The 20,414-nt window shown below is 65.5% G+C and carries 20 protein-coding genes; 12 read left to right on the top strand and 8 right to left on the bottom strand.

Features of this window, described 5'->3' with window-relative positions; genetic code table 11:
* Window positions 1-2: 2 nt before the first annotated feature.
* From AB7535_RS34100 to AB7535_RS34090, 3 genes are read left to right on the top strand one after another with little or no spacing between them, the layout of a single operon-like run.
* Window positions 3-1,112 (top strand): branched-chain amino acid ABC transporter permease, encoded by a 1,110-nt coding sequence (locus AB7535_RS34100; RefSeq protein WP_354113806.1) that lies wholly within the window; start codon window positions 3-5, stop codon window positions 1,110-1,112.
* Window positions 1,099-1,833: an ABC transporter ATP-binding protein gene (locus tag AB7535_RS34095; RefSeq protein ID WP_028149473.1), complete on the top strand. Its 735-nt coding sequence runs from the start codon at window positions 1,099-1,101 to the stop codon at window positions 1,831-1,833. The genes AB7535_RS34100 and AB7535_RS34095 overlap by 14 nt, the downstream gene beginning before the upstream one ends.
* Window positions 1,826-2,521, top strand: coding sequence for a branched-chain amino acid ABC transporter ATP-binding protein (locus AB7535_RS34090; RefSeq protein ID WP_247316462.1), 696 nt, complete (start codon window positions 1,826-1,828; stop codon window positions 2,519-2,521). The genes AB7535_RS34095 and AB7535_RS34090 overlap by 8 nt, the downstream gene beginning before the upstream one ends.
* Before the next feature lie 109 nt (window positions 2,522-2,630).
* On the opposite strand, the gene AB7535_RS34085 is transcribed toward AB7535_RS34090, so the two are convergent.
* The 4 genes from AB7535_RS34085 to AB7535_RS34070 form a co-directional block, all read right to left on the bottom strand.
* Entirely contained in the window at window positions 2,631-4,190 is a 1,560-nt protein-coding gene (locus AB7535_RS34085; protein ID WP_354113807.1) for a murein L,D-transpeptidase family protein, read from the bottom strand.
* A gap of 428 nt (window positions 4,191-4,618) precedes the next feature.
* Window positions 4,619-5,581, bottom strand: a complete 963-nt coding sequence (locus AB7535_RS34080) for an acetyl-CoA carboxylase carboxyltransferase subunit alpha (RefSeq protein ID WP_085403699.1) — start codon at window positions 5,579-5,581, stop codon at window positions 4,619-4,621.
* A gap of 273 nt (window positions 5,582-5,854) precedes the next feature.
* The gene (gene xerD / locus AB7535_RS34075) at window positions 5,855-6,811 is read right to left on the bottom strand and encodes a site-specific tyrosine recombinase XerD (protein ID WP_354113808.1); all 957 of its coding nucleotides are present in this window, start codon (window positions 6,809-6,811) and stop codon (window positions 5,855-5,857) included.
* Window positions 6,812-6,828: 17 nt separating this feature from the next.
* Entirely contained in the window at window positions 6,829-6,975 is a 147-nt protein-coding gene (locus AB7535_RS34070; RefSeq protein WP_014439243.1) for a hypothetical protein, read from the bottom strand.
* 158 nt (window positions 6,976-7,133) lie between these two features.
* Between AB7535_RS34070 and AB7535_RS34065 the strand changes: the two genes are divergently transcribed.
* Genes AB7535_RS34065 through AB7535_RS34055 form a run of 3 tightly spaced genes read left to right on the top strand, consistent with a single transcriptional unit; the run spans window position 7,134 to window position 10,239 of the window.
* Window positions 7,134-7,760, top strand: a complete 627-nt coding sequence (locus tag AB7535_RS34065; RefSeq protein ID WP_028149469.1) for a shikimate kinase — start codon at window positions 7,134-7,136, stop codon at window positions 7,758-7,760.
* Window positions 7,757-8,905, top strand: coding sequence for a 3-dehydroquinate synthase (aroB, locus tag AB7535_RS34060; RefSeq protein WP_354113809.1), 1,149 nt, complete (start codon window positions 7,757-7,759; stop codon window positions 8,903-8,905). The genes AB7535_RS34065 and aroB overlap by 4 nt, the downstream gene beginning before the upstream one ends.
* 29 nt (window positions 8,906-8,934) lie before the next feature.
* Complete coding sequence (locus AB7535_RS34055; RefSeq protein ID WP_071908474.1) at window positions 8,935-10,239, top strand: HlyC/CorC family transporter; 1,305 nt, start codon at window positions 8,935-8,937, stop codon at window positions 10,237-10,239.
* 49 nt (window positions 10,240-10,288) lie between these two features.
* Here AB7535_RS34055 and AB7535_RS34050 read toward each other — a convergent pair whose 3' ends face one another.
* Complete coding sequence (locus AB7535_RS34050; RefSeq protein ID WP_028149466.1) at window positions 10,289-10,564, bottom strand: BolA family protein; 276 nt, start codon at window positions 10,562-10,564, stop codon at window positions 10,289-10,291.
* A gap of 158 nt (window positions 10,565-10,722) precedes the next feature.
* Here AB7535_RS34050 and AB7535_RS34045 point away from each other — a divergent pair, with 158 nt between their 5' ends.
* Window positions 10,723-11,355 carry a J domain-containing protein gene (locus tag AB7535_RS34045; protein ID WP_014490400.1) on the top strand — a complete coding sequence of 211 codons (633 nt, stop codon included), beginning with the start codon at window positions 10,723-10,725 and terminating at the stop codon, window positions 11,353-11,355.
* A gap of 1 nt (window position 11,356) precedes the next feature.
* On the opposite strand, the gene AB7535_RS34040 is transcribed toward AB7535_RS34045, so the two are convergent.
* Window positions 11,357-12,397: a sensor histidine kinase gene (locus tag AB7535_RS34040; RefSeq protein WP_354113810.1), complete on the bottom strand. Its 1,041-nt coding sequence runs from the start codon at window positions 12,395-12,397 to the stop codon at window positions 11,357-11,359.
* 184 nt (window positions 12,398-12,581) lie between these two features.
* Complete coding sequence (locus tag AB7535_RS34035) at window positions 12,582-13,685, bottom strand: citrate synthase/methylcitrate synthase (RefSeq protein WP_354113811.1); 1,104 nt, start codon at window positions 13,683-13,685, stop codon at window positions 12,582-12,584.
* A 79-nt stretch (window positions 13,686-13,764) separates the two neighbouring features.
* Here AB7535_RS34035 and AB7535_RS34030 point away from each other — a divergent pair, with 79 nt between their 5' ends.
* The gene (locus AB7535_RS34030; RefSeq protein ID WP_439037479.1) at window positions 13,765-14,976 is read left to right on the top strand and encodes a citrate/2-methylcitrate synthase; all 1,212 of its coding nucleotides are present in this window, start codon (window positions 13,765-13,767) and stop codon (window positions 14,974-14,976) included.
* A gap of 85 nt (window positions 14,977-15,061) precedes the next feature.
* Here the strand turns inward: AB7535_RS34030 and AB7535_RS34025 are convergent, their stop codons facing one another.
* Entirely contained in the window at window positions 15,062-15,721 is a 660-nt protein-coding gene (locus AB7535_RS34025) for a DedA family protein (protein WP_354113813.1), read from the bottom strand.
* A 297-nt stretch (window positions 15,722-16,018) separates the two neighbouring features.
* Here AB7535_RS34025 and cobS point away from each other — a divergent pair, with 297 nt between their 5' ends.
* Genes cobS through AB7535_RS34005 form a run of 4 tightly spaced genes read left to right on the top strand, consistent with a single transcriptional unit; the run spans window position 16,019 to window position 20,402 of the window.
* Complete coding sequence (gene cobS, locus AB7535_RS34020; RefSeq protein ID WP_063980631.1) at window positions 16,019-17,017, top strand: cobaltochelatase subunit CobS; 999 nt, start codon at window positions 16,019-16,021, stop codon at window positions 17,015-17,017.
* Window positions 17,018-17,020: 3 nt separating this feature from the next.
* On the top strand, window positions 17,021-17,431 hold the full coding sequence (locus AB7535_RS34015; protein WP_028149462.1) for a GNAT family N-acetyltransferase: 411 nt from the start codon (window positions 17,021-17,023) through the stop codon (window positions 17,429-17,431).
* A complete protein-coding gene (gene cobT, locus AB7535_RS34010; RefSeq protein ID WP_014490393.1) occupies window positions 17,428-19,335 on the top strand; it encodes a cobaltochelatase subunit CobT in 1,908 nt (635 codons plus the stop codon). The genes AB7535_RS34015 and cobT overlap by 4 nt, the downstream gene beginning before the upstream one ends.
* Window positions 19,332-20,402, top strand: a complete 1,071-nt coding sequence (locus AB7535_RS34005; protein WP_354113814.1) for an esterase-like activity of phytase family protein — start codon at window positions 19,332-19,334, stop codon at window positions 20,400-20,402. The genes cobT and AB7535_RS34005 overlap by 4 nt, the downstream gene beginning before the upstream one ends.
* Window positions 20,403-20,414: the final 12 nt, after the last annotated feature.

The raw sequence follows: 20,414 nt of genomic DNA, 5'->3' as shown, positions 1-20,414 counted from the left end.
GAATGCCGAAGTCGATGAGTGTGGTAAGAGAAGCCATCGCCGGCGACGAAGCGGACGATGCGATGGCTGAACGCGTGGCCGCGGAACAGGCCAAGGAACAGGTCAAGGCAGGACGAAAGGTCCTGCCGATCGTGGAGGGCGTCGTGCTCGTCGCGGCGCTGCTCGCGCCGCTGGTGCTGCAGGACTACCTCACGGTGTTCGCGACCCGCGTGATCATTCTCGCGCTGTTCGCGTTGTCGTTCGATCTGGTCTGGGGCTATGCCGGCATCATGAGCTTCGGCCAGGCCCTGTTCTTCGGCTCGGCCGGCTATGGCGTCGCGCTGCTCGCGCGCGACCTCGACATCACCAACATCTTCCTGGTGCTCCCCGCCGGCACGATCATCGGCCTCACCTTCGCGCTGCTGCTCGGCGGCTTCCTGCTGCTCGGACGGCATCCCTCCAGTGTCATCTTCGTGTCGCTGGGCACGCTGACCGGCTCCTACGCCGCCGATCGCCTCGCGCGCGGCTGGTACTATCTCGGCGGCCAGAATGGCATCCCCTCGATCGCGCCGATGTCGCTCGGCGGCTACGAATTTACTGAAGGCCCGGCTTTCTACTATCTCGTGCTCGGCATCCTCGTCGTGGTCTACCTGCTCTGCCGCTTCCTGGTGCGCTCGCAATTCGGGCTGGCGCTCGCAGGCCTGCGCGAGAACGAGCAGCGCATCGCCTTCTTCGGCTACAAGGCGCAGCATCTCAAGGCGATCATCTTCGCGATCGGCGGCGCCATCGCAGGTCTTGCCGGCAGCCTTTATGCCTTCCACGAAGGTTTCGTCTGGCCCAACATGGTCGGTGTCGTGGTCTCGACGCAGGTGGTGCTCTATGTTCTGTTCGGCGGCTCCGGCACGTTGATCGGCGCCGTCATCGGCGCCGTGATCGTCGAGGGCGTCAGCTTCTGGCTCTCTGACAATTATCGCGAGATCTGGCCGATCATCCTCGGTCTGCTGCTGCTGCTCGTGATCCTGTTCCGGCCGCTCGGCCTGATCAGTTTTGTGCTCGGCGAGCGCGAGCGGGTCGGCAGCTTTGGTGCCAAGCCCAAGGAGACTAAGAAGGAGAAGCGCAATGCCGCTCCTTGAGGCCGCCGGCATCAAGAAGATCTTTGGCAAGCTCACCGCGCTCGACGGCGCCGCGCTGACCGTCGGCGAGAACGAGTTTCACGGCCTGATCGGACCGAACGGCTCCGGCAAGAGCACGCTGATGAAGTGCATTGCGGGGGCCGAAGTGCCGACCCAAGGCAAAGTGAGTTTCATCAACACCGACATCACCGCGTTCACGCCGACCGAACGGGCCCGGGCCGGCATGAGCCTGAAATTCCAGATCACCAGCGTGCTGCCGACGCTGACGCTCTACGACAACATCCTGCTCGCGCTGCAGGCGCAGTCCTCGCTGTTCGATCTCGTATTCTCGCGCACGCGGGGCGCGCTGCACGACCAGGTCATGACCATGCTGACGCAGTTCCGCCTCGCCGATCGTGCCTTCGACGCGGCGGCGGCGCTGTCGCACGGCCAGCAGCAATGGCTGGAGATCGCGATGGCGCTCGCGGGCAAGCCGAAGCTGCTGCTGCTGGACGAGCCGACCGGCGGCATGAGCCTGGAGGAGCGCCGCGTCACCGGTGAGCTGCTTCAGCCGATCAAGAAACATTGCTCGCTCGTCATCGTCGAGCATGACCTCGATTTCATCCGCGACATCTGCGATCGGTTGACCGTGCTCGACCAGGGCAAGGTGCTGGCATCAGGCACCGTGTCGGAGATCCAGGCCAATAAATCCGTTCAGGAGATCTATCTGCGCCGTGCCTGAATTTTTGGACATCAAGCATCTCGACGCGGGCTATGGCCGCAGCCAGGTCCTGTTCGACGTCACCCTCGGCATTCCCTGGCGCGGCGGCGTCGCCGTGCTCGGCCGCAACGGTGCCGGCAAGACCACGCTGATGAAGACCATCGTCGGCGAGCTGCCGGCCTGGAAGGGCGAGGTCGCCTTCGACGGCCGCGACATCAGCCGCCGCGCGACCCAGGAGCGCGTGCGCGCCGGCATCGGCTACGTCCCGCAGGAGCATTCGGTGTTTGCGCGTCTGTCGGTGCGCGACAATCTCGCGGTCGGCTCGCTCGCCAGCAAGAAGGCCGACGCGGTCGACCAGGTGCTGACCATCTTCCCGAAACTCGGCCAGCGCCTCGACCAGCCCGCCGGCACCCTCTCCGGCGGCGAGCGCAAGATGCTCGCCATCGGCCGCGCGATGCTGGGCGATCCGAAGCTGTTGTTGCTGGACGAGCCGACCGAAGGCGTCTGGATCGGCGTGATCGAGGAGATCACCGAGCGCCTGATCGAGCTCGCGAAGAGCATCGCCGTCATCATCGTCGAGCAGCACCTCGACCTCGCGCTGCGCGTCGCGGACTATGCCTACGTGCTCGACCGCGGCAGGGTCGCGCTGCAAGGGCAGGCGAATGATGTGCGCGTCAATCCGGAGCTGATGCGGTATTTGGCGCCGTAGGTCGCGCTGCCAGTCTTTGAGTGAGGCGCAGCGCTCTCACTGTACCTCATCAAGGGGAATGACGGCGTCAGGCTGAGATGGATCGGAGAGATTAAGCGGAGCGCCGGCCTTACTTCACCGCCCCAAAGCGGCTGTCGAACGAGTTCGACGACACCACCGGCGCGGCGCCCATGATCTGCGTCGCTTCACTCGCGCCATCCGACACCGACGGCTTCAGCGCCGGCCGCGTCGCGGCGAGGCGCGTGTCCGGCTTCACCGGTTCGGCCGGCTTGGCGGCGGCGACGGCCGGCTTCGGCGCGTCCTTGGACGTATCGCGGCCAGGCACGAACCGGGTCACTGCGGCCTTCAGCCTCGACGTCGCGGTGGGTGGTGTTGCTGGCGCAGCGGTCGGGGCCACGGACGCGGTCGCCTGCGGCGGCGGCGTGGTCGCCGTCGTGTCGGCGGTGCCGAGGCCCATCTTGCGGCCGAGGTTGGAGAAGAAGCCGCCTGACGATTTCTCTTGGGATTTCTCGCTGGCCGGCGCGGCTGCGGCGACGCGGGTGGTGGCGGCGGGGGCGCTGACGGCGACGACCGGCTCCTGGTTCGCGGGAGCGGCGGCGGCCGCATCGAGATTGGGCTTGGGCGGATTGACGTGTCCGGGGATCGTGCCCGGCGCCTTCGCCATCGCCAGCATCTCCAGGGTCGAGCCTTCGGCATTCTCCGACAGTCCGGTCGATCCCTCCGGAATCTTCGAGGCAAAAATCTTGTTCATGCCGCCGTCGATGCCGGTGTTCATGCGCGCGATTGGCGTGCCCTTGGCGACGAGCTTGTTGTACTCGACCTGGTCGCGCGCATCCTTGTCGCGCACCGCGCTGGCGATGTTCTCGGGGATCACATAGGCCGGGCACTTCGCGGACGCGTCGAACACCGGATCGCGCTTCGCGTCAGGCGTCTTCGTTGCGTCGAACACGTATTTGCGCTCGCAGAAATCGACCTTCGGCTCCTGCCGCGTCACCTCGAAATGATCATAGCCTTCCTTGATCATCTTCCAGAACGGCATGTTCGGGTTGTTCCGGTGCTTGGCCATGTTCACCGGCGTCATCTTGAACGGATAGGCCTGCAGCTGGAACGCCTTCTGGCCGCCGAAGAACGACTCGCGGCCAAGCGAATAGATCTCCGCAATCTGCTCGTCGGTCATCGCGTAGCAGCCGCGCGACGAACAATCGCCGTGCACCATCAGCTGCGAGCCGGTGCGCCCCAGAGCCTTGTCGAACGCGTTCGGATAGCCCGTGTTGAACGAGAGATAGTAGGCCGACTGCGGATTCATCTGGCCCGGATTGATCGAGTAGAATCCCTCCGGCGCCTGGCGGTCGCCTTCGCGCACCTTCGGGCCGAGATCGCCCGACCAGCGGCAGATCGGATAGGTCTTGAGCAGCGCGAACTGGCCGTTGCGGGCCTGCTTCCAGACCTCGAGCTCGGCCTCCTGCTTGAACAGGCGGACCAGGATCGGCGATTGCAGGTCCATGTCCTTCTCGACCATCGCGGCGAGAAGCTTTGGCGGCACCGGCTGGTTGGCCTTGGCGTTGGTCGCGAGCGAAACCTGGTCGGTGTCGCAGCCGGCCAGCAGAACACTGGCCGTCAGCAGCGCAACCGAAGCCAAAAGCGCGCGAGCAAGCGAACGAGAAATCAAGATGGACCCCACACCGTGCCGGGCAGAGAGCGCGAACCCCAATCTCGAAGCATGATCCGACCGGAGATCCGGACCCGTCGTGACGGGCGTTTTCGAACCACGCTCCAGCGCTTGTGCCCTGAAGCCATTGATTAAAATTCTAACCTCTGGGTCATGTGGTCGCAACCCGAGCTGGGATCACGAGCCCGTTGGCCCAGTGGCATGGTCAACGAAGACTAAATGGACGCGACTTTGGGCCTTACTTGGGCTTTCCGGCCCAATTCGGACAGAGATCGCTGATTTGGGCAAAAAAAGGGTTAACGGGGAGTTACTGGAGGTCTCGTAGGGTGGGCAAAGCGAAGCGTGCCCACCATTCTCTGCCGTCCGACCGGCTGGTGGGCACGGCGCTTCGCGCCTTTGCCCACCCTACGGCACCGAAAACGCCCGAATCAGCCCAGTTTCCGGCCGATATCGAGGAATTTCTGCCGGCGCTGCTTGCGGATGGCGTCACCGTCCAGGCCGCGGAGCTCGTCAAAGGCCTTGGCGATGGCATCGCCTGTGGTGGCGATCATGGCGGTGGGGTCGCGGTGGGCGCCGCCGACCGGCTCCTTCAAGATGCTGTCGATCACCCCGAAGCGCAGCATGTCCTGCGCGGTGATCTTCATGTTGTTGGCGGCTTCCTGCGCCTTGGAGCCGTCGCGCCACAGGATCGAGGAGGCGGCCTCGGGCGAGATCACGCTGTAGATCGCGTGCTCCAGCATCAAGACCTTGTTGGCGGTGGTGATGGCGATGGCGCCGCCCGACATGCCCTCGCCGGTGATGATGGCGACGTTCGGCACGGTCAGCGCCATGCACGCATCGGTCGAGCGCGCGATCGCTTCGGCCTGGCCGCGCTCTTCGGCGCCGATGCCGGGATAGGCGCCGGCGGAATCGGCGAGCGACAGCACGGGCAGGCCGAACCGCTCGGCCATCTCCATCAGCCGCACGCATTTGCGATAGCCCTCGGGCCGCGCCATGCCGAAATTGTGCCGGATGCGACTCTCGGTGGAATCGCCCTTTTCCTGACCCATCACGCAGATGGCTTCACCGCGGAAGCGGCCGAAGCCGGCAACCAGCGCCTCGTCCTCGCCGAACTTGCGGTCGCCGGCGAGCGGAGTGAATTCGGTGATCAGGCCCTTGATGAAGTCGTTGAAATGCGGCCGCTGCGGATGCCGCGCGACCAGCGTCTTCTGCCACGGCGTCAAGTTCAGATAGAGGTCGGCCAGCGCCTGCGCCGCCTTGTCCTCGATCTTCCCGATTTCCTCGGAGATATCGGTGCCCGAGGCCGCAAGCGTCCGCAGCTCGTCAACCTTGGAGTCGAGCTCGGCGACCGGCTTTTCGAAGTCGAGATAGCTGCGCATGTGATCTGGCATCAACTCAATATAGCGAGGACGGGGCGGGGCGTCGAAGCAGGTTTGGACCGGCGGAAAGAAATGTAGCTTCTTCAATGAGTTGGCTTGTGTGCTCTAAGCAGCCCGCCAAATCATGCGTGAGGCCACGGCTCTTTCTGCGGAGATGTGGCCGAAGTCAAGGCGGTTTCATGGGTTGCCCCGGCAGGGCTCTCGTGTCCCGGACGCGCTGCAGCGCTTCTATGGCTCTGCGGCGCGTCGTTTCACGCTGCGCCGCGTCCGGGGCAAGAGACCTGTCTATTTCTCCGCCAGCGGGTGCAGGTCGCGCACCAGGCTCTTCAGGCGCTCCTCGACCACATGGGTGTAGATCTGGGTCGTGGAGATATCGGTGTGGCCGAGCAGGGTCTGCACGATGCGCAGATCCGCGCCGTTGTGCAGGAGGTGGCTGGCAAAGGCGTGGCGCAGCACGTGCGGGGAGACCAGCCGGGCCTGCAGCCCCGAGGCGACCGCGAGCTCTTTCAGGTCGCGGGCGAAATGCTGCCGCGTCAGATGCCCGCTCTCGCCGAACGATGGGAATAGCCATTTCGAGGCCGCCACGCTGTTCTTCTTGTCGGCTTTTGCCGCTTCCGTCGCCGCGAGATAATCGGCCATCGCCTGCCGTGAGGCCTCGTTGAGCGGCACCAGGCGTTCCTTGTTGCCCTTGCCGCGCACCACGATCATGCGAGCGTCGCGTTTGGCCGCGGAGCGCGGCAGCGCCACCAGCTCGGAGACGCGCAGGCCGGTGGCGTAGAGCACTTCGAGCAGGCAATAGAGCCGCAACGCGCGCAGCCGTTTCGAGGGCGAAGCGTCCTCCGCCTCGCTCAATTCCTTGGCGCGGCGGAGCATGCGGTCGACATCCGCGATCGACAGCACCTTCGGCAAGCCGCGGCCGCGCTTGGGGCCGGACAGGATCGCCGCGGGATCCTCGGTGCGGATGCGCTCGTTCAGGAGAAAGCGGTAGAGATGCCGCATCGCCGACAGCCGCCGCGCGACGCTGGTGGACTTGAAGCCGCGGCTGTCGAGATCGGCGAGATAATCGCGCAGGATCTGCGTCTCGGCGTCGGCAAAGCTGTGCCCGACGCGGCCCAAAAATTCCGAGAAATCGGTGAGGTCGCGGCGGTAGGCGTCGAGCGTATTGGGGCCGGCGCCCTGTTCCGCCGCGAGCATGTCGAGGAAAAGGCCGGTGAGCTTGCTGTCTGAGAGCTGTACGCGCATGCCCTGGAGGCTAGCTCCTATTTCTTGAGAAACTTATCCGGCGGGATCGTCACCGTCATTTCCCGCGACTTCGGGCTCACGAAGTTCGCCAGCGCGAAGACCACGCCGTAGACGATGCCGGCGATCACGGCGACGACCGTCAGGAAGCGGAACAGGCTGGGCATCGGGCAAGGTCTCGGGAGGGTCTCAGGCGTCCAAATTAACCAATGAAATCATCCAACATGTTCGCCGTTTCGTGGCAAGAGTCCTCTGGCGAGGGCCCCGAGGGGGTCGTATAGGTGGCCAAAGCATGCCGCCTCCGGCGGCAGATCGAGCGAGACCCATGCCCGACGCCGCGTTGCCGATACAAGCTGCCCCTGAGGCCGACATCCTGTCGGCGCTCGGGACGCGCTCGATCGTGCTCGTCGGCATGATGGGGGTGGGCAAATCCACCATCGGCCGCCGCATGGCGGCCCGGCTCAAGCTGCCCTTCGTTGACGCCGACACCGAGATCGAGGTCGCTCATGCCGGCATGACCATACCGGAGATTTTCGAGCGCCATGGCGAGCCGTATTTCCGGGATGGCGAGGCACGGGTGATCGCGCGCCTGCTCGACGGCGAGCCGATCGTGCTGGCGACGGGCGGCGGTGCCTTCATGCGCGAGGAGACACGCAACCGCATCGCGGCCAAGGCGGTCTCGATCTGGCTCAAGGCCGACCCTGACGTCATCATGCGCCGGGTGCGCCGCCGCGCCGACCGCCCGCTGCTCCAGACCGCCGATCCCGAAGGAACCGTGACGCGCCTGCTCACCGAGCGCGAGCCGATCTATGGCCATGCCGACCTCACCATCGCCTCGCGCGACGTGCCGCACGACAAGATCGTCGAGGAATGCATCGAGACGCTGCGCGCCCATCTCCGCGGCGAACAAGCCGCCCAATCACCTGCCGACGTTGCGAGTGCCGTACGATGACTGCGCCGTTGAAACATTCAGATCCTGTCAACGTCGATGTCGCACTCGGCGATCGCGCCTATGACATCGTCATCGGCCGCGGCGTGCTGGCTTCGCTCGGCGAACGGGTCGCGCGCTTGCGGCCCGGCGTGCGTACGGCAATCGTCACCGATCGCACCGTCGCAAAATACTGGCTCGAGCCGACCGAAGCGTCGCTCGCTTCTGTCGGCATTCCGACCTCGCGCATCGTGGTCGAGGAAGGCGAGATCTCCAAGACCTATGCCGGCCTCGAAAAGGTCAGCGAGGCCCTGATCGCCGCGAAGGTCGAGCGCAACGATCTCGTCATCGCGCTCGGCGGCGGCGTGGTCGGCGATCTCGCCGGCTTTGCGGCCGCGATCCTGCGCCGCGGCGTCGATTTCGTGCAGGTGCCGACCTCGCTGCTGGCGCAGGTCGATTCCTCCGTCGGCGGCAAGACCGGCATCAATTCGCCGCAGGGCAAGAATCTGCTCGGGGCCTTCCACCAGCCCGTGCTGGTCATCGCCGACACCGCCGTGCTCGACACGCTGTCGCCGCGGCAGTTCCGCGCCGGCTATGCCGAGGTCGCCAAATACGGCGTGCTCGGCGACGAAGCCTTTTTCACTTGGCTGGAGAAGAACCACTCCGACATTTTCAAGGGCGGCTCCGCGCGCGAGCACGCGATTGCGACCTCGTGCCGCGCCAAGGCCGGCGTCGTCTCGCGCGATGAGCGCGAGACCGGCGAGCGCGCGCTGCTCAATCTCGGCCATACCTTTGGTCACGCGCTGGAAGCCGCGACCGGTTTTTCCGATCGCCTCTTCCATGGCGAGGGCGTTTCGATCGGCATGACGCTGGCGGCGCAGTTCTCGGCGAAGCTTGGCATGATCGGCGAGGCCGATGCCGCGCGCGTCGAGCGTCACCTCATCGAGGCCGGCCTGCCGACGCGCCTGCAGGACATCGCCGGTTTCACGCAGGAAGGACTTGCCGACGCCGACGCGCTGATGGCGCTGATGGCGCAGGACAAGAAGGTCAAGCGCGGCAAGCTCACCTTCATCCTGCTGGAGGCGGTCGGGCGCGCCGTGATCGCGAAGGACGTCGAGCCGGCGCCGGTGCGCGATTTCCTCAAAGAGAAGCTCGCGCAGAAGGCATGACGCGCGGCTAACCGGTTTTTGAGTGGTGCATGGACTGGCTCGGATTCACCATCGTCATTCTCTGCCTGCTCGTCTCGGGCTTCTTCGCCGCGAGCGAGACCGCGCTGACCGGCGCTTCGCGCGCCAGCATGCTGCGGCTCTCCAAGCAGGGTAACCACGACGCCGATGTCGTCTCGCAGCTGCTCGACATGCGCGAGCGCCTGATCGGCGCGCTGCTGCTCGGCAACAACATCGCCAATATCAGCGCGTCCGCGCTCGCCACCAGCATCTTCACGGCCTGGTTCGGCGATGTCGGCGTGCTCTATGCCACCGGCGTGATGACGGCGCTGGTCGTGATCTTCGCGGAGGTGCTGCCGAAGACCATCGCGATCAACGCGCCCGACCGCATGGCGCTTGCGGTTGCCCGCCCGATGCGGCTGACGATGTATGTGCTGGGACCGTTGCTGCGGATCGTCGAGGTCATCGTTCGTCTGCTGATGCGCTTGTTTGGTTTGGCCGGCGAGCACCAGGCGATCCTGTCGCCGACCGAGCGCCTGCGCGGCGCGGTCGACCTGTTGCACCACGAGGGCAAGGTCGAGAAGCAGGACCGCGACATGCTCGGCGGCCTGCTCGATCTGCGCGAGCTGCAGGTCTCCGACGTCATGATCCATCGCACCGAGATGATGATGATCAATGCCGACCTGCCGCCGGAGGAACTGGTGCGCGAGGTGCTGGCGACCGAGTACACCCGCATTCCGCTGTGGCGCGAGAAACCGGAAAACATCATCGGCGTGCTTCACGCCAAGGATTTGTTGCGCGCGATCCGCGCCGCGGACGGCGATACCTCGCGCATTGACGTCTCCACCATCGCGCTGCCGCCCTGGTTCGTGCCGGAAATGCGCCCGGTCTCCGAGCAGCTCAAGGCGTTCCGGCGCCGAAAAACCCATTTCGCCCTGGTCGTCGACGAGTACGGCGAGGTCGAAGGTCTGGTGACGCTGGAAGACATTCTGGAAGAGATCGTCGGCGACATCTCCGACGAGCACGACGTCGTGGTCGCCGGCGTGCGCGCCCAGCCGGACGGCTCGGTCGTGGTCGACGGCTCGGTGCCGATCCGCGATCTCAACCGCGCCATGGACTGGCACCTGCCCGACGAGGAGGCAACGACGGTCGCCGGTCTGGTCATTCACGAGGCGCGCTCGATCCCCGACCGCGGCCAGAGTTTCACGTTCCACGGTTTCCGTTTCCGCGTCCTCCGCCGCGAGCGCAACCGCATCACCGCGCTCCGTATTTCACCGGTGCCGCGTGACGCGGAGATGGAGGAAGCCAAGCCCAGGCGGGCCGGGACGTCGTTTTGACGCACGGTCGGTGTCATCGCCCGCGCAGGCGGGGCATGACAGCGGAGTCTTACGTTCCGCCTTCCCCCGGTGCCTGCGCGTGGATCGCGAGCGCGTGCACGCTGCCGGCAAGTTCCGCGGCCAGCGCCGAATTTATCATGCGGTGGCGATCGACCCGGCTCTTCCCTTTGAAGGCCTGGGACACAATATAAACGCGAAAGTGTGTTTCGCCGCTCGGTCGATGGCCGGCGTGGCCCTCATGCAAATGTGACTCGTCGACGACCTGCAGGCTTTCCGGCGTGAAAGCTTCCCGCAACTTGTTGCTGATAGTGTCTTTCATAACCATGAGTGCCATTAAAGCGCGCAGCCGCACTCCGTCAATTGCATAGGCCGCCTGCGGCGGCCGTACCTCGAAGACGCCGGAGTGAAACTTCGGCTGCGGGTTCCCAGCTAATTGCAATGTCAAGACTTGAAGGTTTTTGCATTGCGTAGTCAAAGTCAGTCATGCCGATCGATTCATCAAAGTTCTTCGACTCCATCCGGGTCAAGCCGAAAGGCAAGCAGCCGGAAGTGAAGCCGCGCGACGCCGTGGTCAACTGCGAATGGGCCGGGTGTCAGAACAAGGGCGCGCACCGTGCGCCGAAGGGCCGCGAGAACCAGCGCGAGTACTGGCACTTCTGCTTGAACCACGTGCGCGAGTACAACCAGAACTACAATTTCTTCTCCGGCATGAATGCCGATGCCGTCGCGCGCTACCAGAAGGATGCGCTGACCGGTCACCGCCCGACCTGGAAGATGGGCGCCAATGGCGGCAAGAAGGGCGCGGAAGCCGAGATCGACATGGCGTCCGATCCGTTCAGCATGTTCAGTGAGATCAACGGCCGCGCGGGCTGGCGGAAGGGTCCGCAGGCCGAGCCCAAGGCCGAGACGCGCAAGGTGATGAACGCCGAGCGCAAGGCGCTCCAAGTCATGGGCCTCGGCCCCGATTCCACGCTCGCTGACGTCAAGAGCAAGTACAAGGCGCTGGTCAAGCAGCACCACCCCGACGCCAACGGCGGCGACCGGTCGACCGAAGACCGCCTGATCGAGATCATCAAGGCCTACAATTACCTGAAGACGGTGGTCCGCGAGGCCTAGGCTACGCCTCCGGGAAGGACAGTTCGCAAACCAGTCCTTCCGGCCTCCACTGCCGGGTAATGGTTCCGCGCAAGGTCCGGATGATGCCGTCGACCGCGCCGATTCCAAAACCCTTGCGCGTCGGCGCCTCGTTGACCCGAGGACCGCCGCTCTCCGACCAGTGCAGCACGAGAGGCTCCGCGCCATTGGTCTCCCAGCTGATCTCCAACCTGCCCGAAGAGCTCGACAGCGCGCCATACTTGGCGGCGTTGGTGGCCAGCTCATGCAGCGCGACGGCGATCGACTGGGCCAGCGTGGGCGGCAGGCGGACGTCGTCTCCCGCGATCCTGATCCGCTCGCCGTCCCGGCTTGCGTACGGCCGGAGTTCCTCTTCGACGATGGTCTTCAGATTCGCGCCGGTCCAACGCGAAGCCGAGAACAGCCTCTGCACGTTGGCAAGCGCGCTGAGCCGGCCTGCAAACACGGTCTGGAACTCTTCCGCGGTATCCGCCTTCGTCAGCCGCAGCATCGCCTGAGCCACTGCGAGCAGGTTGTTGGAACGGTGATCGACCTCGGAGGTGAGGAGCATCATCCTCTGCTCTGCCTCCTTGCGAGCCGTGATGTCGACCAGCATGTTCACCGCACCAACCAAACGCCCCCGTTCGTCGCGCAGCGGCGTCGGATATGGCATGAAGCAGATCCGGGAGCCGTCCGGCCGCTCGGCCACGGCCTCGACGTCGCGCACTGGCCGGTTCTGCTTGAGCGCGATTGCCATCGGGCATTCATCGTGGGGAAGCGCCGTGCCGTCGGGCAGATAGAGCTTCCAGGTCACGCACCACATCTCGCCGATCTTCGGCATGCGTCCGGCAAAATCGATGCAGGCGCGATTGAAGAAGGTGATGCAGCCTTCCGCGTCGGTTGTGTAGATCGCGGCCGGCAGAGCCTGCAGCAAGTCGCGGAATCGTCTTTCAGAATCCGTGTCGGCCTCGGTCCGGCTGGCGGCATAGCCTGCGGCGATCTCGCCGATCCTGGCCTCGTCCGCTTGTCCAAACAGGTCCAGCATTGGAATCTTGATCCGAGGGGGCTCACGGTTAAGTCCCCAGACCCAAAGATGTTCCAAATTCGTCGCCCGGACCGTGCGCGCGTTCCCGCAATTACGATCTCGCGCGACGGCTCTGCCGTGTCATCGTGCGTCCGAGCGAGGCACGACAGCGCAGTGAACGGCCCGGCTGTCGTGCCCTTGTGCTCTATTCGCCGGAAGCCTTCGGCATTTCACCCACATACGACGAGCTCGGCCGGATCAACCGCCCCGTCCGCTGTTGCTCGCGCGCATGGGCGGTCCATCCCGCTGCACGCGCCACGGCGAAGATCGGCGTGAAGGCCTGGCGCGGAATGGCGAGAGCATCGAGCAGAATCGCCGTGAAGAACTCCACGTTCGTCTCCAGCGGTCGGTCCGGATTCTTCTTGCGCAGCGCGCTGCGGATATAGGCCTCGACCTCGCCGGCAAAGGGCAAATCGGCGCCGTTGGACGCCAGTGCCTCGACTGCGGTCTTGAGCACATCGGCACGCGGATCGCGCACGCGATAGACGCGGTGGCCAAAGCCCATCATCCGCTCGCCGCGCGCCAGCGCCGCATCCACCCAGGGCTGGATGCGCTCGCGCGAGCCGATCGCGTCGAGCATTTCCAGCACCGGCTCGGGCGCGCCGCCATGCAATGGACCGGTGAGGGCGCAATAGCCGGCGGTGACGGCCGCGAACAGGTCAGCTTGCGTCGAAGCCACCACGCGCGCGGTGAAGGTTGACGCATTCATGCCGTGATCGCTGGCGGTGACGAGATAGGCGTCGAGCGCCGCGACCTCGCGCGGCTCCGGTGAGGCGCCGCGCAGCATCCGCAGCGTATCGGCGGCGTGGCTCGCATTCGGATCGGGCGCAACCGGCTCGAGCCCCTTGGCACGACGGACCAGCGCGCCTGCGATCACCGGAAACGTGCCGACGATCGTCGCCTCATGTTCCAGCCCGTTCTCCGCGCGCAGGCCCGCGACCGCCGCGCGGAACCCGTCGACGATGCCCATGCCGCGTGTCGCCGGCAACAGCTCCGGCAAACGCGCGAACGCACGCTCGCGCGCCGCGCCCAGGCTTGCCCGCACATTGGCTTCGCTCAGCGTGGTCTTGTTCGCGCCATTCCAGAGCCGGGCGGTGACGCCCTCGAAGCTCGACTGGCTTGCGAGGCTGCCGACATGCTCGCCGGCGATGATCAGTTCGCCGCGCTCGCCATCGACATGGCTCAGCACGGTCTCGGCCGCGGGAACGCCGTCCAGCCCGATCTGGCTTTTGGTGAGGTGGATGTTCATGACCCAATCTCCTTTGCACTGCACCAGGAGAAAATCAGGCCTCTCGACAGATTGATCAATCTTGATTACATAAATCAATATGAATAATTCCGAGGAACTCTATCTGTCGGCCCGGGAAGCCGCGGCCGAGCTCGGGATCTCGCCGGCCACGCTCTACGCCTATGTCAGCCGTGGCCTGATCCGCTCCGAGCCGACGCCGGATTCGCGCAAGAACCGCTATCGGGCCGAGGACGTCCGCGCCCTTAAGGAGCGCCGGGTGCCGTCGCCGGAGCCGCGCGGCCTGCGCAGCTTCGACGCTGACCTGCCGGTCATGGACACGGAGATCTCGACCATTACCGAGGAGGGCGCGATCTACCGCGGCGTCAATTGCGTCGATCTCGCTGAGAACGACACGCTGGAGCACACGGCGACGCTGCTGTGGGACGTCTCCGACGTCGATCCCTTCACGCCGGACAATCAGCCCCAGATCTCCGACGAGATGCGCGCGATCGCAGAGGCCGCGCGCCGCGCCGCGCCCATCGACCGCGCCATCGCAGTGCTGGCGCTCGCGACCAGCGCGGACGCGCGTGCCTTCACCCGCGCGCCCGATGGCCGCGCGATGGTCGGCGGGCGCATTGTCCGCCTCCTGGTTGCGACCATGCTGAACGCCGAGCCATCATCCGAGCCGCTGCACCAGCAGATCGCGAAGGCCTGGGCGCCCGACAACAAGCACGCGCCCGACCTCATCCGCCGCGCGCTGGTGCTGCTCGCCGATCACGAATTGAACGCCTCGACCTTCACCGCGCGCTGCGCGGCATCGACTGGCCTCAACCTCTATGACTCCGTGATCGCCGGCCTCGCCGCGTTGAAAGGGCCGAAGCATGGCGGCGCCGGCGTGCTGGCCTCGCAGCTCGTCAAGGCGCTGGTCGATCGCGATGTCGAGCCCATGGTCCGCGAGCGCGTCGCGCTCGGCGAGCGCTTTGCCGGCTTCGGCCACGGCGTCTACAAGCGCGGCGATCCCCGCGCGCAGTCGCTGCTGAACGCGCTGGCGCGTGCCGGCGCGCCGCGCAAATTCACGCGCGAAGTGCCGGAGCGGATCGTCGAGGCGACCGGCGAGCTCGTCAATATCGACTATGCGCTCGCCGTCCTCGTGCACGCGCTGCGCCTGCCCTTAGGCAGCGAGCTCGCGCTGTTCGCGATGGCCCGCAGCGTCGGCTGGATCGCGCACGCCAGCGAGCAATTGCAGTTCGGCAAGCTGATCCGTCCGCGGGCGCGCTATGTCGGACCGGCGCCGGGAAGAAGGGCTAGTTAGAATCTCTCTGCGAGCGCGTCGTCCTCCGCTGTCGTCCCTGCGCCCCGTGCGCAATTGCGCACTAGGCAGGGACGACGCCGGCGCACTAAGCCCGCGGCTTGGACGTCGCGACGAGGCCGTTCTGCCGGCGGCGGTAGTACCAGATGCCAAGGCCGCCGATGATCGCCACGGCCACCACCATCAAGATCCAGATGTGCTTGAACGGATGCCCATGGTGCGGCACGCCGAAATATTGGTGAAAGGCCGATACCGCCAGCACGCCCGGCAGCACATGCGCGGGAGCCCAGACCAGGATCGCCGGGATATTCACGGCATAAAACTTCGCGGGGGTCATCCCCAGCGCGCCGGCGGTGACGGGCACGAAGGCGCGGATCGGCGGCACGAAACGGGCGAAGAAAACGGCCCAGGTGCCGAAGCGGTGGAAGAAGCTTTCGCTCTCGGCAACCACGCGCGGATAGTTGGTCAGCGGCCAGGTGTTGAGGATTTCGCGCTGCCGCCGGTGCCCAATCCAGTAGGCGGAGCCGTCGCCCAGCACGGCGCCGACTGCCGCCGCCAGCAGCACCCATTGCAGCTTCAATTCCCCGCCTGGAACCAGCGCGCTCAGCGCCAGAATGATGGTCGAGCCGGGGATCACCGATCCCACCACCGGAACGGCTTCGAGCAGCGCCGCCAGGAACAGGGTCAGATAGGCCAGCCACACATGGGCTGAAACGAAGGATATGAGGGGATCGAGAAAGGACGTCACGTCGTCTTTCGTGGGGGGCTGGAGCACCGGGGTTCGGACCCTACATAAGTAGGTGCACGCGGTAAAAGTGCTATTCGCGTGGGCAGGCCACGCCTCCCGCCCGAAATTCGAGCGTGATTCGCAAGGCAGCCCTCCAAAAATCGCGTTCCTTGCCTATCTAAATGAAAAGACAATGGAACTTTGATTGGGGCGCGGGCTTCTGCCGGCACGTTGTCTCTGATAAGTTCGCAACCGCACCCAGCCGCAGCCAACGTGCAAATAACTGGTCTCGGGATCGCCCGGGGCCTCGGAGGATTGATGACGACCGCCGCTCTGTCCAAAGTTGAGGAAATTTCCGGTCTGCCCGACATGAAGGTGTCGGTGCGCCAGGTGTTCGGGATCGACAGCGATCTCGAAGTCCCGGCCTATTCCGAAGTCGATCCTCATGTGCCCGAAGTCGATTCCGACTACCGCTTCGATCGTGCCACCACGCTCGCCATTCTCGCCGGCTTTGCCCGCAATCGCCGCGTGATGGTGACCGGCTATCACGGCACCGGTAAATCCACCCATATCGAGCAGGTCGCCGCGCGCCTGAACTGGCCCTGCGTGCGCGTCAACCTCGACAGCCACATCAGCCGTATCGACCTCGTCGGCAAGGACTCCATCGTGGTCCGCGACGGCAAGCAGGTCACCGAATTCCGCGACGGCATTTTGCCCTGGGCGCTCCAGCACAACATCGCGCTGGTGTTCGACGAATACGACGCCGGCCGCCCCGACGTGATGTTCGTGATCCAGCGCGTGCTGGAAGTCTCCGGACGCCTGACGCTGCTCGACCAGAACAAGGTGATCAAGCCGCATCCGGCCTTCCGCATGTTCTCGACCGCCAACACGGTCGGCCTCGGCGACACCTCGGGCCTCTATCACGGCACCCAACAGATCAACCAGGGCCAGATGGACCGCTGGTCGATCGTCACCACGCTGAACTATCTCGCCCATGACGAGGAAGTGGAGATCGTGCTGGCCAAGGCCAAGCACTATCGCACCCAGGAAGGCCGCGACATCGTCAACAAGATGGTCCGCCTTGCCGATCTCACCCGTAACGCCTTCGCCAATGGCGATCTGTCGACGGTGATGAGCCCGCGCACGGTGATCACCTGGGCCGAGAACGCTGATATCTTCGGCGATATCGGCTTCGCGTTCCGGGTCACCTTCCTCAACAAGTGCGACGAGCTCGAGCGTCCCCTGGTCGCCGAGTTCTATCAGCGCTGCTTCAACGCGGAGCTGCCGGAATCGGCGGTCAACGTGGCGCTCAGCTAGACCATGCCAAACATCACCGTCGAGCGCACCATTGGGACCACCAAAAAGGCTGTGCTCGCCGGGCTCGGCGCCTATAACGACGAGCAGTTCGGGAAGCAGAAGGTCAGGAGCATCGCGGTCTCGCTGAAAGACCGCGGCAAGATCGTCGGCGGCATCGTCGGACACCTCTGGGCCACGGTTCTGTTCATCCAGTACTTCTGGATCGACCAGAAGCAGCGCGGCAAGGGTCTTGGCACGAAGCTGATCGCGGCGATCGAGGACGAGGCAAGACGGCAGGGCGCGATCCAGGCCCATGTCGACACGATGAGTTTCCAGGCGCCGGGCTTCTATCGTTCCTGCGGGTACGAGGAGTTCGGCACCCTCAAGGGCTATCCCGGCGGCGTGACGCGCCACTCGTTTACGAAGTCGCTATGAGCACATCATCATCCAACTCCAAATTCCGTAACACCAAGGAAGCCCCGACCGAGCCGTTCAAGCGCTCGGTGGCCTCCTGCCTGAAGGCGATCGCGAAGTCGCCGGAGCTCGAGGTCAGTTTTGCTGCCGAGCGCCCTGGTCTGGCGCCGGGCAAAGCGCGGCTGCCCGAGCCCGCGCGCAAGATGACCAAGCGTGACGCTGCGATCGTGCGCGGCCACGCCGACTCCATCGCGCTCAAGATCGCCTGTCACGATGCAAAGCTGCATCGCAAGCTGATGCCCGGCAATCCGCAGGCGCGCGGCGTGTTCGAGGCGGTGGAGCAGGCCCGCGTCGAGGCGATCGGCGCGCGCCGCATGGCGGGCGTTGCGAAAAACCTCAGCGCGATGCTTGACGACCATTTCCATCGCGGCAAGTTCGACGAAATCACCGATCGTGCCGATGCGCCGCTGGCGGATGCGCTGGCGATGCTGGTGCGCGAGCGCCTGACCGGCATGGCGCCGCCCACGGCGGCGAAGAAGATGGTCGATCTCTGGCGGCCCATTCTCGAGGACAAGATCGGCAAGCGGCTCGACCGGCTCGATGGCCTGGTCGAGGACCAGACCAGGTTCGGCGACGCCGTGCATGACCTGTTGACCGCGCTCGAGCTCGGCGACGAGCGCAGCGCCGACAGCGAAGACAACGATGACGACGAGGAGAACCGCGACGGCGACAACGACCAGTCCGGCGCCGAAGGCTCGCCCGATTCCGATGCCGCGCAGGAGATGAGCGCCGACCAGGCGCAGGCCTCCAGCGAGGAGATGAGCGAGAGCGCGATGGAAAGCGCGCAGGCCTCGACCTCCGACACGTTCGACGACGGCGAGCTCGGCGACGACGAGACGCCGGGCGAGGCGACGCGTCCGAACGCGCACGGCAAGAACGAGCCGCGCGGGCCGGAATATCACGCCTTCGCGCCGAAATTCGACGAGGTCATCGCGGCCGAGGACCTCTGCGACCATGACGAGCTGGAGCGCCTGCGCGCCTATCTCGACAAGCAGCTCGCGCATCTGCAGGGCATCGTCGCCCGCCTCGCCAACCGCCTTCAGAGACGCTTGATGGCGCAGCAGAACCGCGCCTGGGACTTCGACCTCGAAGAGGGCATTCTGGATCCGGCGCGGCTGTCGCGCGTGGTGACCGATCCCTATCACCCGCTCTCCTTCATGCACGAGAAGGAGGCGACGTTCCGCGACACCGTGGTGACGCTGCTGCTCGACAATTCCGGCTCGATGCGCGGCCGCCCGATCACGGTCGCCGCGACCTGCGCCGACATCCTGGCGCGCACGCTGGAGCGTTGCGGCGTCAAGGTCGAGATCCTCGGCTTCACCACGCGCGCCTGGAAGGGCGGGCAATCGCGCGAGGCGTGGCTTGCCGCCGGCAAGCCGGCCAATCCCGGCCGGCTCAACGATCTCCGCCACATCATCTACAAGTCCGCCGACGCCCCCTGGCGCCGCGCGCGGAAGAATCTCGGCCTGATGATGCGCGAGGGTCTGCTGAAGGAGAACATCGACGGCGAGGCGCTGGATTGGGCGCACAAGCGCCTGCTCGGCCGGCCCGAGCAGCGCAAGATCTTGATGATGATCTCCGACGGTGCGCCGGTCGACGATTCCACGCTGTCGGTCAATCCCGGCAACTATCTCGAGCGGCATCTGCGCCACATCATCGAGGAGATCGAGACCCGCTCGCCGGTCGAGCTGATCGCGATCGGCATCGGCCATGACGTGACGCGCTACTATCGCCGCGCGGTGACGATCGTGGATGCCGAAGAACTCGGCGGTGCCATCACCGAGAAGCTCGCCGAGCTGTTCAGCGAGACCAACACCGCGCCCACGCATCAGGCCGGTCGCCCGCGGCGCAAATTGCATTCGTGAGCACGCAATCGTCCCGCCGCAGCTTTCTTGGCCACGCGGCGGCGGGATTTTCCACTCTCGCACTCCCCCGACTGGCGCAGGCGCAGCCCACGACCGAGCCGCCGCCGCGCGCCGCGCAGATCGAGCACGCCGTCACCGAGCCGGTCAGCGTCGAGGTGAACGCGCGGCCGATTCCCAATTTCGAGCCGCGCGACCGCTCGCGCGTGCGCTTCGGTCAGCTGCAATATCGCAGCGGCCTGGTGCTGACCTCGCCCTATCGCGGCTTCGGCGGCCTGTCCGCCATCCGGCTCGATGCGAAGGGCGAGCGCTTCCTCGCGATCTCCGACCAGGGCGGCTGGTTCACCGGCAGCATCCGCTATTCCGGCGGCAAGATGATCGGGCTCGACGACGTCGAGGCGTCCCCGATGCTCAATTCCGAGGGCCGGCCGATCACGGAGAAGCGGTTCTGGTACGACACCGAGTCGCTCGCGCGCGACGGCAATGTCGTTTATGTCGGGCTCGAACGCGTCAACCAGATCCTGCGCTTCGATTTTGCCAAAGGCGGCACGCGCGCCCGCGGCGAGGTGTTGCCGACGCCGCCCGCCGTGCGCAAGCTGCCCTCCAACAAGGGGCTCGAAGCGATGGTCGTCGTGCCGAAAGGCCAGCCGCTGGCAGGCGCCCTGATCGCGTTCTCCGAGCGCGGGCTGGATGCCGACGGCAATCTGGTCGCGTTCCTGATCGGCGGTCCGTCGCCCGGCCAGTTCAGCGTCCGCCGCACCGAAAAATTCGACATCAGCGATGCCGTGCTGCTGCCGTCCGGCGAGCTTCTCATCCTCGAACGCAAATTCTCCTGGTTCACCGGCATCAACATCCGCATCCGGTCGATCCCCCTGAAATCCATCGCGCCCAATGCGCTGGTCGACGGCCCTGCGCTGTTCGCCGCCGATCTCGGCCACGAGGTCGACAACATGGAAGGTATCGACGCCCACGTCACGCCCGAGGGCGAGACCGTGCTGACGTTGGTGTCGGACGACAATTTCTCGATGCTCCAGCGCACGCTGCTGCTGCAGTTCACGCTGGTGGAGTGAACGTCTGCCGCC

It is taken from the genome of Bradyrhizobium sp. 956_D2_N1_4 (assembly GCF_052076025.1).
Lineage (GTDB): Bacteria > Pseudomonadota > Alphaproteobacteria > Rhizobiales > Xanthobacteraceae > Bradyrhizobium > Bradyrhizobium barranii.
The sequence above is the reverse complement of the archived record's forward strand: the minus strand, read 5'-3'. Positions and strand labels throughout refer to the sequence as shown.

What these genes read in the sequence shown, in the direction of transcription:
- aroB (WP_354113809.1), top strand. Translation starts at nt 7,757, where the DNA reads ATGACTGCGCCGTTGAAACATTCAGATCCTGTCAACGTCGATGTCGCA.
- AB7535_RS34035 (WP_354113811.1), bottom strand. Translation starts at nt 13,685, where the DNA reads ATGAACATCCACCTCACCAAAAGCCAGATCGGGCTGGACGGCGTTCCC.
- AB7535_RS34080 (WP_085403699.1), bottom strand. Translation starts at nt 5,581, where the DNA reads ATGCCAGATCACATGCGCAGCTATCTCGACTTCGAAAAGCCGGTCGCC.
- AB7535_RS34030 (WP_439037479.1), top strand. Translation starts at nt 13,765, where the DNA reads ATGAATAATTCCGAGGAACTCTATCTGTCGGCCCGGGAAGCCGCGGCC.
- AB7535_RS34095 (WP_028149473.1), top strand. Translation starts at nt 1,099, where the DNA reads ATGCCGCTCCTTGAGGCCGCCGGCATCAAGAAGATCTTTGGCAAGCTC.
- AB7535_RS34040 (WP_354113810.1), bottom strand. Translation starts at nt 12,397, where the DNA reads ATGCTGGACCTGTTTGGACAAGCGGACGAGGCCAGGATCGGCGAGATC.
- AB7535_RS34050 (WP_028149466.1), bottom strand. Translation starts at nt 10,564, where the DNA reads ATGGTTATGAAAGACACTATCAGCAACAAGTTGCGGGAAGCTTTCACG.
- AB7535_RS34055 (WP_071908474.1), top strand. Translation starts at nt 8,935, where the DNA reads ATGGACTGGCTCGGATTCACCATCGTCATTCTCTGCCTGCTCGTCTCG.
- AB7535_RS34045 (WP_014490400.1), top strand. Translation starts at nt 10,723, where the DNA reads ATGCCGATCGATTCATCAAAGTTCTTCGACTCCATCCGGGTCAAGCCG.
- AB7535_RS34100 (WP_354113806.1), top strand. Translation starts at nt 3, where the DNA reads ATGCCGAAGTCGATGAGTGTGGTAAGAGAAGCCATCGCCGGCGACGAA.
- AB7535_RS34015 (WP_028149462.1), top strand. Translation starts at nt 17,021, where the DNA reads ATGCCAAACATCACCGTCGAGCGCACCATTGGGACCACCAAAAAGGCT.
- AB7535_RS34065 (WP_028149469.1), top strand. Translation starts at nt 7,134, where the DNA reads ATGCCCGACGCCGCGTTGCCGATACAAGCTGCCCCTGAGGCCGACATC.
- AB7535_RS34070 (WP_014439243.1), bottom strand. Translation starts at nt 6,975, where the DNA reads ATGCCCAGCCTGTTCCGCTTCCTGACGGTCGTCGCCGTGATCGCCGGC.
- cobS (WP_063980631.1), top strand. Translation starts at nt 16,019, where the DNA reads ATGACGACCGCCGCTCTGTCCAAAGTTGAGGAAATTTCCGGTCTGCCC.
- xerD (WP_354113808.1), bottom strand. Translation starts at nt 6,811, where the DNA reads ATGCGCGTACAGCTCTCAGACAGCAAGCTCACCGGCCTTTTCCTCGAC.
- cobT (WP_014490393.1), top strand. Translation starts at nt 17,428, where the DNA reads ATGAGCACATCATCATCCAACTCCAAATTCCGTAACACCAAGGAAGCC.